14 protein-coding genes are annotated in these 13,478 nt (G+C 36.2%); 10 read left to right on the top strand and 4 right to left on the bottom strand.

Translation table 11 applies throughout. From position 1 onward, the window contains the following. The first annotated feature begins 23 nt into the window (after nt 1–23). From PLEUR7319_RS0102855 to PLEUR7319_RS0102810, 10 genes are all read left to right on the top strand, one after another. Nucleotides 24–1,541 (top strand): MBL fold metallo-hydrolase, encoded by a 1,518-nt coding sequence (locus tag PLEUR7319_RS0102855; protein ID WP_019503699.1) that lies wholly within the window; start codon nt 24–26, stop codon nt 1,539–1,541. Between the two features lie 15 nt (nt 1,542–1,556). Then, entirely contained in the window at nt 1,557–3,062 is a 1,506-nt protein-coding gene (locus PLEUR7319_RS0102850; protein WP_019503698.1) for an MBL fold metallo-hydrolase, read from the top strand. Beyond that, nucleotides 3,063–3,671, top strand: coding sequence for a 2OG-Fe(II) oxygenase (locus tag PLEUR7319_RS0102845; protein WP_019503697.1), 609 nt, complete (start codon nt 3,063–3,065; stop codon nt 3,669–3,671). A gap of 44 nt (nt 3,672–3,715) precedes the next feature. Further along, nucleotides 3,716–4,267 carry an aspartyl/asparaginyl beta-hydroxylase domain-containing protein gene (locus PLEUR7319_RS0102840; RefSeq protein WP_019503696.1) on the top strand — a complete coding sequence of 184 codons (552 nt, stop codon included), beginning with the start codon at nt 3,716–3,718 and terminating at the stop codon, nt 4,265–4,267. Nucleotides 4,268–4,583: 316 nt separating this feature from the next. After that, a complete protein-coding gene (locus PLEUR7319_RS0102835) occupies nt 4,584–4,853 on the top strand; it encodes a Nif11-like leader peptide family natural product precursor (protein ID WP_019503695.1) in 270 nt (89 codons plus the stop codon). A 268-nt stretch (nt 4,854–5,121) separates the two neighbouring features. Beyond that, a complete protein-coding gene (locus tag PLEUR7319_RS0102830; RefSeq protein ID WP_019503694.1) occupies nt 5,122–5,916 on the top strand; it encodes a phosphotransferase family protein in 795 nt (264 codons plus the stop codon). A 16-nt stretch (nt 5,917–5,932) separates the two neighbouring features. Beyond that, nucleotides 5,933–6,865 carry a GNAT family N-acetyltransferase gene (locus PLEUR7319_RS0102825; protein ID WP_019503693.1) on the top strand — a complete coding sequence of 311 codons (933 nt, stop codon included), beginning with the start codon at nt 5,933–5,935 and terminating at the stop codon, nt 6,863–6,865. Between the two features lie 20 nt (nt 6,866–6,885). Continuing rightward, the gene (locus tag PLEUR7319_RS37720) at nt 6,886–7,818 is read left to right on the top strand and encodes an aspartyl/asparaginyl beta-hydroxylase domain-containing protein (protein WP_019503692.1); all 933 of its coding nucleotides are present in this window, start codon (nt 6,886–6,888) and stop codon (nt 7,816–7,818) included. Nucleotides 7,819–7,871: 53 nt separating this feature from the next. Continuing rightward, complete coding sequence (locus PLEUR7319_RS41175; protein WP_019503691.1) at nt 7,872–8,042, top strand: hypothetical protein; 171 nt, start codon at nt 7,872–7,874, stop codon at nt 8,040–8,042. Nucleotides 8,043–8,796: 754 nt separating this feature from the next. Further along, the gene (locus PLEUR7319_RS0102810) at nt 8,797–10,656 is read left to right on the top strand and encodes a glycosyltransferase family 39 protein (RefSeq protein WP_019503690.1); all 1,860 of its coding nucleotides are present in this window, start codon (nt 8,797–8,799) and stop codon (nt 10,654–10,656) included. A 106-nt stretch (nt 10,657–10,762) separates the two neighbouring features. On the opposite strand, the gene PLEUR7319_RS0102805 is transcribed toward PLEUR7319_RS0102810, so the two are convergent. The 4 genes from PLEUR7319_RS0102805 to PLEUR7319_RS0102790 form a co-directional block, all read right to left on the bottom strand. Further along, a complete protein-coding gene (locus PLEUR7319_RS0102805) occupies nt 10,763–11,257 on the bottom strand; it encodes a DUF4385 domain-containing protein (protein WP_019503689.1) in 495 nt (164 codons plus the stop codon). Between the two features lie 38 nt (nt 11,258–11,295). After that, nucleotides 11,296–11,769: a DUF6658 family protein gene (locus PLEUR7319_RS0102800; protein ID WP_019503688.1), complete on the bottom strand. Its 474-nt coding sequence runs from the start codon at nt 11,767–11,769 to the stop codon at nt 11,296–11,298. A 483-nt stretch (nt 11,770–12,252) separates the two neighbouring features. Beyond that, nucleotides 12,253–12,804 (bottom strand): HVA1 family protein, encoded by a 552-nt coding sequence (locus PLEUR7319_RS39100; protein WP_019503687.1) that lies wholly within the window; start codon nt 12,802–12,804, stop codon nt 12,253–12,255. 33 nt (nt 12,805–12,837) lie between these two features. After that, nucleotides 12,838–13,461 carry an HPF/RaiA family ribosome-associated protein gene (locus PLEUR7319_RS0102790; RefSeq protein ID WP_019503686.1) on the bottom strand — a complete coding sequence of 208 codons (624 nt, stop codon included), beginning with the start codon at nt 13,459–13,461 and terminating at the stop codon, nt 12,838–12,840. Nucleotides 13,462–13,478: the final 17 nt, after the last annotated feature.

Here is a 13,478-nt window from a genome sequence, read left to right as displayed (position 1 = left end):
TTAATCAACACTAAAAGTCAACTATGAAAATTCACCTAATTGGTCATGCTTCTCTTTTTGTGGAAACACAAGATTGCAAAATTTTGATGGATCCTTTACTCTTCAACCCTGCCATAGTCGAAGAGATGCAAGATGTTTGCCCCAAGCGAGAACTAGCTCTCAATCACCTGCCTGAATTCGATACTTTAGTCATCTCCCATAAACATATCGATCACTTCGATCTTCGCTCTCTAGCTTATTTGCCCAAACACGTTGATGTCTTTATTCCCAAGGATAAGTTAATCGAGACTTGTCTACGTAAATTAGGCTATCAAAATATTTACACTTTAAGGGATTGGAGTGAAGTTCGTCTTGGTGCAACTCATCTACTAACTACTCGTTCGGAAAATCGTGTCCCTGAATATGGCATGATCTTTGCTGACGAAGATGGGGTGTTTTGGAATCAAGTTGATTCGAGGATAAACCCAGACACGATTCGCGAGGTTAAGTCTCGCTATCCCCAGATCGACTTTCTATTAGCTGGTTGGCAACCAATGTTAGAAACGCAGTATCAGCATAACGATAATCTATCATTTCCTTTCTCTGAATATAGCAAAACACTAAAACTCATTAGCTTGACCAAACCCAAAGCGATCGCGCCAGGGGCTAATGGTTATAAGTTTATTAATAGTTCAGCTTGGTTAAATCAAATTGTTTTCCCCGTAACGCGAGAACAGTTTTGTCGCGATGCCAAGCGAACCTGTCCTGAAATTGCCGATAAAGTATTTACTTTTGAACCTGGAGATATCATTACTATTGATCGAGGTGAATGCACTCACTTAACCCAAAGCTCAGACTTTGTAAGGATGGTAGAAGATGATCGCGAACTTTTAGATTTTTGTCCTGTTAATGTTGATAGCCGACTGATTGACGATAATCTAGACGGACACGACTTACATGAGATGAAAAAGGCGATCAAGCAAGAGGTTTGCCTTAGTTTAACTCAGTTTTTTAATCAGAATCAAGATTCTTTATTTTTGGAATATTGCCATTGGCAAGTAATTTATCAGCTAGAAGTAGTTTTTCCAGATGGTTCTCAGATTTGGCATTTCGATTTTAGCGAGAAGCAAATACAATGCCGAGTGGGGCGCAATCCTTTGGCTAACTTATTTAACGCGATCACTGCTTCTAGCCTATATGGCATTATGCAAGGAACTAAGGGCTGGGATTATGCTTATTTGGGCGGTTTCTACCGTAGTTTTCACAAATTATACCAAGCAACACCCTACGGTATCGTTAAATCAATTAATGAAAGTTCCAATTTTTCATTTCCACAACCTCTATATGCCAAGTTTCCTTACGATCGCGTTTACGAGCGAGTTCGCAACTATGAAACTAAAAAATGGGGTCAAGTTGAGAACAGCCAGGAAATCGAACCAGAAAACACAACGACGATAGTGATTATTGGCAAGACTTTAACTAGAGTGGCAAAACTGAAACCAGATTTAGCTCAAAATTCCAATTCTAATGGTAATTCTCAGCATCTTTCTCTAGTAAATTAATCACTAAAAACAACTATGCAAATCCAACTAATTGGTCATGCTTCTCTTTTTGTAGAAACCCAAGACTGCAAAATTTTAATCGATCCGGTGTTATGGGATTCTCATTGTGAAGACATAGAAGACATTTGTCCCCAAAGAAAAGTAATTATCGATCGCCTTCCTAAATTTGATACTCTAGTTATTTCTCATCAACATACAGATCATTTTGATATTCGTTCTCTGGCTTGTTTGCCCAAACATATTGATGTCCTGATTCCCAGGGATAAGTGTCTGAAAAGTTGTCTGCGTAAATTAGGCTATCAAAATATCTATTTTCTCGGAGATTGGACTGAAGTTCGCATTGGTTCGACTCGTTTACTAACAACTCGTTCGGAAAATCGCGTCCCCGAATTCGGAATGGTTATTGCCGACAATGATGGAGTATTTTGGAATCAAGTTGATTCTGTAGTCAGTCCAGAAACAGTAGGCAAGGTCAAATCTCGCTATGGTGGGGTTGACTTTTTATTGGCTAGCTGGCAACCAATGCTAGAGACTCAATATCAAGATAATCAAAGTATTTCTTTCCCTTACTCGGCTTATGGTGACTTATTGAAGCTAGTTAATTTAGTTCAACCTAGAGCGATCGCACCAGGAGCGAATGGGTTCAAATTTATCAACGGTTCATCTTGGTTAAACCAGATTGTTTTTCCTGTAACACGCGAACAATTCTGTCGGGATGTGCAGCAAACTCGTCCCGAAATTTCCCAGCAAGTATTTGCTTTTAATCCAGGAGATGTTGTTACCATCGAGCAGGGTCAATGCGATCGCCTACCTCAACACTCTGACTTTGTAAACATGGTAGAAGACGATCTCGACAGCTTAAATTTCTGTCCTGTTAATGTCGATAGCCGACTAATCGATGATAATTTAGAGCAGTATAATCTCGACGAACTGAAGACAGCGATTAAGCAAGAAGTGTGCGTTAATTTACTTCAGTTTATAAATCAGAATAAGAACTCTTTATTTTTAGAATATTGCCACTGGCAAGCAGTTTATCAGCTAGAAATTGTATTTCCTGATGGTTCTCAGACTTGGCATTTTGATTTTAGTGAAGAGCAAATTCAATGCCAAGTGGGACGTAATCCTTTGGCTAATGTCTTTACAGCGATCGCAGCTTCTAGATTCTATAGTCTAATCCAAGGAATTAAAGGTTGGGATTATGTACAGATGGGTGGCTACTACCGTCGTTTTCATAAGCTATATCAAGCAACTCCCTATGGTATCGTTCAGCCTAATGATAGCTCCAGTGTTTTCATAAAAGAACCTCTACAGGAAAAATTTCCTTATAAAGAAGCATATCAAAAGGCTCGCGACTATGAAATTGAAAAATGGGGTCAAGTTAATGAGAGTAAAGCAATTGAGCCAGCCTGCAAAACAACCATGATCGCTATTGGTAAAACCCTCACTAGAGTTACCAAAACCACTTCGATAGGTACTTCTGTTGATACTCTTCCCTATCTAGCAACTAGCTGTGCCAAATAAATGGAAATAACTCAAAACAAATATTATTCTCTACGTTCAAAAGCCTTTAATCCTAATTATTTGAAATCCCTAGAACAAGAAATACTTGCTTCGCCTTATCTAGCAGAGAGTAAATTAAGCGAGCATTTTGCAGAAACTCAGGGGTTTTCTATTGTATTCCAGCGATCAGGAATTGAGATGGTTGCCAAACAGTTTCCTTTTCTTCAGCCTTATTTACAAACAGCATTAATGCCCCAATGCAATGTCTTTTACCTCAATCCTCTGATTGTGCAATCAAGAGCATATGTCCAGCCCCACGTTGACTGTAGTATTGCTCAATATTGTCACCAGACTGTTATTCCCAAAATGGTCAGTGTCCTCTATGTTCGCGTGCCATCAGATATGGAAGGTGGAGAATTAATTTTAACTAGAAAAGGAAACCAGGTAGGAAAAATTCAACCCCAAGAAAACACCCTACTATACTTTCATGGCAGTTTAACCCATTCGGTTAATCAAGTTAGAACTTCGCAGTCTCGTATTAGTTTAGTCTGCGAACAGTATGTTGGCGATTTAACTCAATATCAGCAGATTCCCCAATTTCAGATTGAGTCTAAAGCCTATGCAGTGTAGCAATAGGTAAAAACAGAAATACTCTCATCATCAGAAAAATAATTATGTTTTTTGAATCAAGTAATTTTCCCTTTCTTTCAGTCTTGGAAACAAATTGGTTATTAATCAAACAAGAATTTGAGCAGTTAAAATCCGAAAAATTGATAGATTGGCCTGAAAAAAATATATATAATCAAGGTTGGAAAATATTTGGCTTGTATTCATTTGGCAAGAAACTTCAAGAAAATTGCCAATTATGCCCCCAAACAACACGACTGACCGAAACCATCCCAGGCATAACTACAGTTGGATTTTCCCGTCTAGCATCAGGTACTAAGATTACTCCTCATGTTGGATGTTCTGATAGGGTACTTCGTTGTCATTTAGGTCTAATTGTGCCAGATCGTTGCGCTTTGCGGGTTGGTAGTCAAACAAAAAGTTGGCAAGAAGGTAAGTGTTTTATTTTTGATGATACTTTAGAACATGAAGCCTGGAATTTGGGCAAGAGCGATCGCATTGTCTTGTTAATCGATTTCTTAAAACCAGGTCACAAGTTGACAGATTTATCTCAGCTTAATTGTCCCAAGCCACTAATCGATGTCATGAGCCATATGTAGCATTTTTTAAGCTTAATTTTGTTGCTGGTAATGATAAAAATATACTCGAATAATATAACTTGCCATAAAATATATTAGATATAATAATTTTTGTTGAAATTATTACTACTTTTAAAAAAGTATCTGCTTTATAAAAAATATCTTAGAACTCCTTATTTATTTTGCTCTAAGATATTTTTTTGTACGTTATTTGGATATCGAAACAATAAAAAAGTACATTTTATATTAAAAATATTACTAGATTACCTTATCTGCAATTGCTATTATTTAATTGTTGAAATAAATAAACCAAAAGTAAATTATTCAGAGAGAAAAAATGTCAATTGAATCAGTACGTACAATGATCGAAACTTCTAAAACTGATGCTGTTTTACGTCAGCAACTACAATCAGCAGAAGGACCAGAAGCTATCTTAACTATTGCCTCAGAAAAAGGTTATGAGTTTACCGAAGAAGAACTACTTAGTGTAATGCAAGAAAAGCAGCTTTCTTTTGGAGAAGAGCTTTCTGAAGAGCAGTTAGAATCTGTTGCTGGTGGTGGTAAAGGAAATAAAACTAGTTTTAATGGTGGTACTCATAACCATTAAAAAACTAAATAATGTATCTACACAGTAGGTTTTAAAAACCATGTAGATACATTATTTTTTATTATTTATCGCACTATTTAGGTCAGGGTTTTATTAACACATTATTAATATTAAATCTGACATTATTACTTTCATTATTTTCTTAATCCTGTATGGACGAACCAGCGCACGTCTCTACAAATCTTGAATTTACCACAACATAAGATGTACCTAACAAATCAAACAAACGCCATAAAACATCTTTATGAGTCATAGCAGTATTTGTATAATGAATATAGGTAAAAAAATTGGAGTAGGAAAGTCGGCGCAGGTATTCTGTTGGAGAAATAATCAAGTAATTAAATTATTTTATCCGAATATTTCGACAGCTTGGATAGAATATGAAACCCAAGTTAGTCGAATTGTATATCAAGCAGGGTTAGCTGTTCCTGAAGTAGAAGGCATTACCGAAGTAGATGGTCAGAAGGGAATCGTCATCGAACGGATTGAGGGCGATTCTATGTTGAATAATATTCGTTTAAAACCTTGGAAAATATTCCATTTCGCCAGATTACTGGCAGAGCTACAAACCGAAATTCACCGATGTCATGTTCCCAAACTTCTCTCTTTGCAAAAGCAAAGAAAACTGCAAATTAGAGCAGCACAAGTATTACCAGAAAACAAACAACAAACAATATTAGATCTACTCGACCAATTGCCTACGGGGCGATCGCTCTGTCACGGAGATTTTCATCCTGGTAATATTATACTTTCAGCTTCTAAATCCACTGTTATTGACTGGTCTAATGCTTTACAGGGTAATTCTCAGGCTGATGTAGCTCTAACTTTATTAATGCTGCTTGTTGGTGAAGAACCAACTAATTTAACTTCATTTTTTTGGTTGTTTCTGCGAATTTTATTTTGCGCTGTATATCTCCAACGTTATTTGAAACTGAATCAGATTACTTGGAAACAGATTCAACCTTGGTTAGTGCCAGAAGCAGCAGCATGGTTAAGCTATTGCTCATCCGAGCAAGAGCAAAAATCTTTGTTATTCATCATCGAAAAGCTACTTAGAGATTAATACATCATTAATAATTATGCATAGTTTGACTCGTCTCACTACTTTTGGTGAAGCATTACTTTATAGCCCCTTGACCTATCCTACGTATCGTCCTCGGTTACAAAATATAAGCTCAGATGAGAATACTGTGGCCATAGGTATCTCTATTGCAGGAAAACCAATTGGTTTGGGGATAGCTGAAACTCAAGCAGATAAATCAGCTCAAGTTCTTTCTCTGTTCGTGGCACAAGCTTATCGTCATCAAGGATTTGGTACCGCTTTACTTACTCGTTTAGAACAGGAACTATATTTAGAAGGTTGTAAAAGCGTAGAATTTGTTTATACGACTGGTCAAACGACTACTTCTACTGTGGAACATTTACTAGATAAATGTGGTTGGTCGTCTCCTCAACCGCGAAGAGTAATCTGCAAAGCATCTACTCATGAAATGAGCAATGCACCTTGGATGCGTCGTCGTTGGCAACTGCCTGCCTCCTACTCTATTTTTCCTTGGGTAAAAATTACACCTAGAGAACGATCTTTGATACAGGAACAAGAAGTAAAGTCATGGATTCATCCAGATTTAATCCCATTTAAATATGAAGAAGGTTTAGAGCCTATCAACAGCGTGGGACTGCGTTATAAAGGACAGGTTGTTGGTTGGCTAATTAATCATCGTACTGCTCCTGATACTATCCGCTATAGCTGTAGCTATATCCGACCAGATTTGCAAAAGCTGGGTCGAATTACGTTCCTTTACATCAAAGCAGTTCAGCTTCAAGCAGCAGCTAACATTCCCTTCGGCATTTGGACTATTCCCCTAGAACATACTTCTATGGTTAATTTTGCCAAAAAACACATGAAACCATACTCAATATATCTCCAAGAGACTAAAGGAGCGTCAAAGTTGCTGTTTTCCGATCAAGAATTAGGTTTGCATAGATGTGTTGAAAGTATGGCAAATCGATAACTTTTATACTCTAAATAATTATGAATCGAATCGAATACTTGTTCAAAGTTTTTACCAAAGTAGAACCTTTATTACGTTCCCAAGAACCTTTTCAAAGACCAACCAACGTCTACATACCGGGTTTAGCAGCTCAACCTTGGTACGAACCGCAAAATTTCGCATGGGTTCAACAACTGGAAGAAAAATATCAATTGATTCAACAAGAGTTATTAGACTCTTGTTTGGCAGATAAAAATAGATTTATTCCCTACCAAGAACCTAAAGACTTTTTTCCTGATTCTATTGGTAATTATGATGGTGATGATTGGCAGACTTTTCCTTTTTCTCTATACGGTAAAAAGTTTCAAGAAAATTGTGACTTATGCCCTGTAACGACAAAAATTCTTCAGTCTATTCCTCGAATTACAGGAATGGTACATTTTTCAGCTTTAACCAAAAGAAGCCATATTCCTCCTCATTGTGGTCCATTTAATTTTATTTTGCGTTGCCAACTTCCATTAATAGTTCCAGCTAACTGCGAGCTTTGTGTCGCACATAAATCTAGAAAGCTTGTTGAAGGTAAACTATTGATTTTTGACGATAGTTTTGTTCACGAGGCTTGGAATAATAGTGACTTTACCAGAATTATTCTCTTGTTTGACTTGTATCATCCTGATTTGACTGATGCCGAAATTCGCGAATTTGAATTCATCATAACTCACGATCCTTATATTCAAGAAGTGCTTCGGAACTGGATTTCTAATTTTGAAAAACAGAAATATCTAAGTTCAATAATGAATTTGTTTAAGTCTAGAACCAAAAAACTTCATCCCTACAAAACCGGAAATATGATACTGCATTCAGGTTTACACTATCATCAAGTTGCGCCAATCAAAGCTCAGCCAAAAGAAGCTCGCATTACTCTACAGGGACACGGTATCTTTGGAGAAGGAAGTTGGCAACTTTATTGGTAAAAACCAATTTCAACTTAATAGTTATTGATGATTATTAAATCGAGATTATTATCATGTCTTATGTACTCAAAAACTTAGAAAAAACTTTTTATAAACTGGATGCAATTATCTATTTAATTTCTACTAACGAGTACAATAGACTAGATATTTCTCTCAAAGAAGTAATTACAGATTTAGATAAAGCGATCGCCAAGCTCAAACAAAGGACCAAAGTCATAAAATAGAGACAATAACCTGAATGCGATACAAACCTTTCGTTTTCAAGGTCGCTCCGTGGTGGATTTTTTCGCCTTTGTTCTGAATATTAATGCTGAAGTTGGAGAACAACTTCCCTAGATTCCTGACACCTGAATTCTTACTTTTTTAAAACATAATTGTTTATTTTATAGCTTGGGCTTGGTAGCTAACTATTCCTGACAATTAAGGCGATCGCCTCTCAACTTGCTATTAATGACTTTGTTTGAACCTGGGTCACACTTTTGAGGAAAGTAACCAATTTAGTAGAACATATGTTTTAAACAATAGCTCAACAGCAGAGAGATAGATGATTACAGTAAGGTTTCGATAAGTGTACAACACGAACATCTCGAAACATTTCTGAATATCAGGACTTTTTAGTCCTATACTAAGCAGAAGTATATAAATCTACATCATTTGTTAACTAATTTACTAGCCCAAAATCACTGTGGTCGGTTAAATTTATTTTGCCAGCACATAAATTATATTATGTATTATGTATTTTAATTTTCTGCCGAAAATGTTTGGCTTATCTTATAACTCTAATCTAAAAAATATAAACTGAAAATTATAGGATATAAATAGGAAAAAACCGATTAGATACGGAATTATCTTGTATTGAAAACTTTTATAAGATTCGACAACAGTAAATCTCTGCACAAAGATTTGTTAGTTGCTCGGACACAATTTCCATTCAAAACTTTATCTTGGATAGATTTGTCGCTTTTCGCTGTGACACTAATGATTATGGTGTTCGGCATTGGCGACTACGGCTTATATGAACCTCATGAAGGTCATTTTGCTATGGTTGGTCAAGAGATGATATTTCAAGGAAACTGGATAACTCCTCATTTAAATGGCTCACCTTATCTTAATAAACCCCCTTTGTTATATTGGTTAATTGCTTTCTCGACTAAAGTTTTTGGTGCTCATGAATTTGCTGCTCGTTTACCAATTGGATTAGCTGGTTGGTTGGGAATTCTCATAGCTTGGAAATGGACTAGGCAACTATGGGGAGTTAGTGCTAGTCGGATTGCTGCATTAATGCTTTCAGTGACGGTCGGATGGTTTTTATTTACCCATCAAATCTTAATTGATGTGTTACTCAGCACTTTGTTACTTGCTAGCAACTATTTTTTATGGCGAGTAATTTATCAGCCTCAATCTTGGGTTTATTGGTGGGCAGCTTATATTTCCCTTGGCTTATGCCTATTAACTAAGGGATTAATAGGTATTGTATTCCCCTTACTTGGGTTTCTGGTTTTGGGATTGGTTCGGCAAGATAGGAAGCTAATTAGGAGGCTCCGTCTATTTAGAGGATCATTATTAGTATTGGCTTTGATTCTACCTTGGTTTATCGCGGTGGAACAGGCTAATCCTGGATTTTGGCATTATTTTGTAGTTAATGAACATTTAGATCGTTTACTAGATCGTCGTTTTCCTCCGGATTACGAAGTCTCTCAAATTAGTGCCTTTGGCTACTTGATAATTACTGCCCTATGGTGTTTTCCTGGTATTTTATTTTTGCCTTCAGTACTTAAATTTACTTGGCAAGAGTGGCGTCAGGGATTTAGAGATCGGGCCTCGACTTTAGAAAGGCAGTATAGCGATGGTATTTTATTACTGGCGATCGCCGCAATTTTGCCCGTTATCTTCTTCTTACCTTTTTCTTCTCGGCTTATTTACTATGGTATTCCTGCCATTCCACCCTATGTTATCCTTTTTGGGGGTTGGTATAGTAGGTATCAAACTTCAGTTAGTGAAGAGCAAAGCGATCAGCCTCTCGCCATTAGTATCAAGCAATCTTATTTACCAGCAAATTTTAGGGAGAAGAAACGGAATAAGGTTGTTACTATTTATAGTGCAATAGCTATCTGTCTGGGAATTTGTTTTGTCAGCACGCTTTTTTTTCACTCTTTGATAGTTCAATCATTACCGCCGGTTATTAATAATTCAGATACCAAATTATTGATGTTCATTGTACCAATCACTTTGGGACTGGGTTGGATTATATCTGGCATCGGCATTGTAAGACAATCTCGCTTTGCTTTGCTGCCAGTTTTTTTGGCTTTAATTGTTACTTATATTTCTGTGGTACAAGGTTTTATTGCCTATCAAGATGTTCGTTCTTCTAAGACGTTGATCCGTGCAGCTGATTCTTGTTTAAATATCGATACTCTATGGATATTTGAAGGCTCGCGAGAGATTGGCACAGCTGGGGCAATAAGTTATTATCTAAATCAGGGTCAAAATTATAATGCTAAAGACATTGCTGAGCATCATGATACTGGATGGGAAAAAGGCAATTCAGGCAGAATTTACCGCCATGTGATGGTATTGTCTGATGGAGGTAAAAATCGTATACCTCCAAATTTTCCAGGATCTCCTCCTGCTTATTTAATTGATCGACAGCAATTACAAAGTTATTGGAATAGCGATCGCCCGGTAGTATTTATTACTGATTTTCTGCGTCAATTTAATGATCTTGATGACCCTGAAAATCGAAATCTACCCCAAGGAGTTGGTAAACCTTCGTTAATTATTAATAATAGGAAACTCTATTTAAACGCTGCAGCTCAAAAGTTTGAGTGTAATTTTTAGTTATTTATAGCAATACGAACTTTTATTAGGATACTCATTACTCGTTACTCGTTACTCATTACTTACGAGCAATCAAATAAACTTGTCCTAACGTAACTTTGTACGGCTATATTTCGTATTTTTGCTTATGGATTTTTAATAATTGCTGGTATTTATGATTATTTTTGGCTTTTTGCCACTTAGCTTTAAAAATTTCTGCTGACCTGGCTTTTATAGGGTCTATATCCAAAGATAAAATTTCTTTTCGGAGTTCTTTTTCTGCTGCTTTGGATTTTGCCTTTTGAGGATTAGTACGATATTTCCTTCCACTTTTATGATTGGCGTATCTTCGCGATCGCGTGTATCCCATCTGTAAGAATTTTCGCGCCATATCTGCACCAACAAAATCTTTTTTTTCTAAATATTCCAAGAACATTTGATAGATTTTGTTACTTGATTCAGTTGCTATTTCAGGGTTCTTAAATCTCCAGTGAGGTAAAATTTCAGATTTATAAGGCTGGACTAACAATACTCCCTGTTCCCCTTTTCCCACCTGATAAAGATCGGGGCGATCGCGAAAATTTAAGTTTTCATAATCTAGAGAATAATCAAATTTATTCATAGAAAAAAGCGCGATAGTACGCGCTTTACTGAGCTTGCTTAAGTTAAATCTTGGAAGTTACCTTTGATTTCCTTAGCTGTTCTTTTACCAGCCTGGGTAGCATCTTCTATAGTATCTTGAGCCGTATCCGTAGCTTCATCAAACGCTTTTTTCGCTGTCTCGATTTTATCATTAACGCGATCGCTAATACCTTCAACATAATCACCTAAATTATCATTTTGACGGCTTTCAGCTCTATCTATTAGTGCTTTTGTCTTAGCAGAAGTTTCCGCATCATATCTGCGATCATCGTTATATCCATTCATACCACCTTTGAAATCTTGATTGGCATCATAATCATCATAAGTATCAGACATAGCTCTTTTGGCCGTTTCTGTATATGCTTGCCCTCCAGTCTGCGCAATGTTACCTTGGCTACAAGCTGTATTAATTATCAATAAACAACTTGCTAAAAATACTGTTAGTACTGATCTTATATTTATAGATTTAATGATTTGGATTAGATTGTGCATTATTTATCCTTCAGTGTTTACTTATCTAAAATCATAAAAAAAGCAAAACAATATTACTTCTATCAAAGGTAAAGTATAGGACTATATTAATAGTTATAGATTATATAAAATTACTCTAATATATTACGAATATTTGGTCTTCAAATACTTATGATCTTTAATTAATCAATTTGCTTAAAAATAAAATTATAGTTTTTGATATATTCTCAAATTTATAAAATGAGCTCAAAACATTGTTACCATGTATCAATTAATATTCAATGACTGCTTTTAAGGATTACCTTAACTTAATGTGGATAAATATATTATTATCACCAAAGGTAACGATAGTTTGATTCCTCAGGCTACTTAATTGTTGTATAAATTTGAGCCTGAGTACATTCAAGGTTATGAAGAACTAGCTTAAGCTTATATAGTAATTTGACATTGGTTTAATTACAAAAGCTATAAGCAATTACTTATAGTCAATCTCAATTTAGCAATCTAGTCTTTGAGAGGATCGTGACCCCAATTCATTAGAGAATAACGCCAGCGACTATCGTCGATATTTCCAGATGGTTTTTGCGCTAGGTGACGGTGAACGTAGCTGATTACCCTTTTCATATGGCTGAAGTCACTATCGGTATAATTCGATTGATGACGCTCAAGAATTTCTACGATTTGTTTACCAGATTTATGTCCGATCGCTTCACTATCTTCGTCTTTTTTTTGCCCAACAGATTTACTTTGCTCAGTTTTTAACCACTGTTGTAAGTCTCGGGAAGACATATTAACTGCTTCTTGAAAATCTTGCAGAATTTCCTGTTGTTCTTTGGTAAGATTTTCATTTATTAAGGAAAGAGATTCTGCCTTGTGCCCTGTTAATGTCTTCGTATTGTCATTTTTGACTAGATAACGAGGACTTTCTTGAGTAGCGTCTATTTTTTTTCCTTCGACTTCAGTTGGCTGAGTGATCTTTTTAGTAATTTTTCCTGTAGCTTGACCACCACCGCTATTCCATTTAACGTGATCGCCTTTATTAAATCTTGGTATCATTTTAGTTACTAAAAAAGAATTTCGATTGAATTACTAATTCCAGCCCATTGGTTTTTCGGCTGATTCGGGTACAAATTCACTTCTTGAAGCAGAACTTTGGCGATCAATAATCTGTACAGTAGTGGCTTGAAGACCCATTTCACCCTGAGTTGCCTTAAATCTAATGCCATTACCAACTTCTAATTGGGCAAAATCTTCATTGACTACACTGTTTCGATGAAAGTAAACTTCTTCACCTGTATCGATTGCTTTAAGAAAACCATAACCTTGTTCGGGAAACAATTTAGTGATGACGGCACTTATTTCCTGTTCGGGGTGTGTTTTCCTAATTCCCTTTTGTTCGGTAGAAAGTCCCACTACTTGACGGCGTGCTGCTTCAAAAGCATCCCGAATTACTACTTCTAGAGGTGGATATTGTTTTCCTCGATCAGGATTATGACTTACTGCTATTTCTCGACCATGGGGAATGGTAATATCAATACTAACTTTATAAGGAGAACCACTGTCGGGATGCTTGTGAGCTTTTTCGACAACTACTCGACAGCTATTCATATAGTCACAAAACTTTTCTAACTTAGTAATTTTTTCTCGAATTAAAGAATCAATCGCATCTGTTTTTTCAATATTACGGTATGTGATTTCTGGAGCTATTTGCATGACTAGTTGTTTGGCTA

This window comes from Pleurocapsa sp. PCC 7319, assembly GCF_000332195.1.
Classification (GTDB): Bacteria; Cyanobacteriota; Cyanobacteriia; order Cyanobacteriales; family Xenococcaceae; genus Waterburya.
Note: the sequence above shows the minus strand (reverse complement) of the source record. Positions and strands in the feature narration are given on the sequence as shown.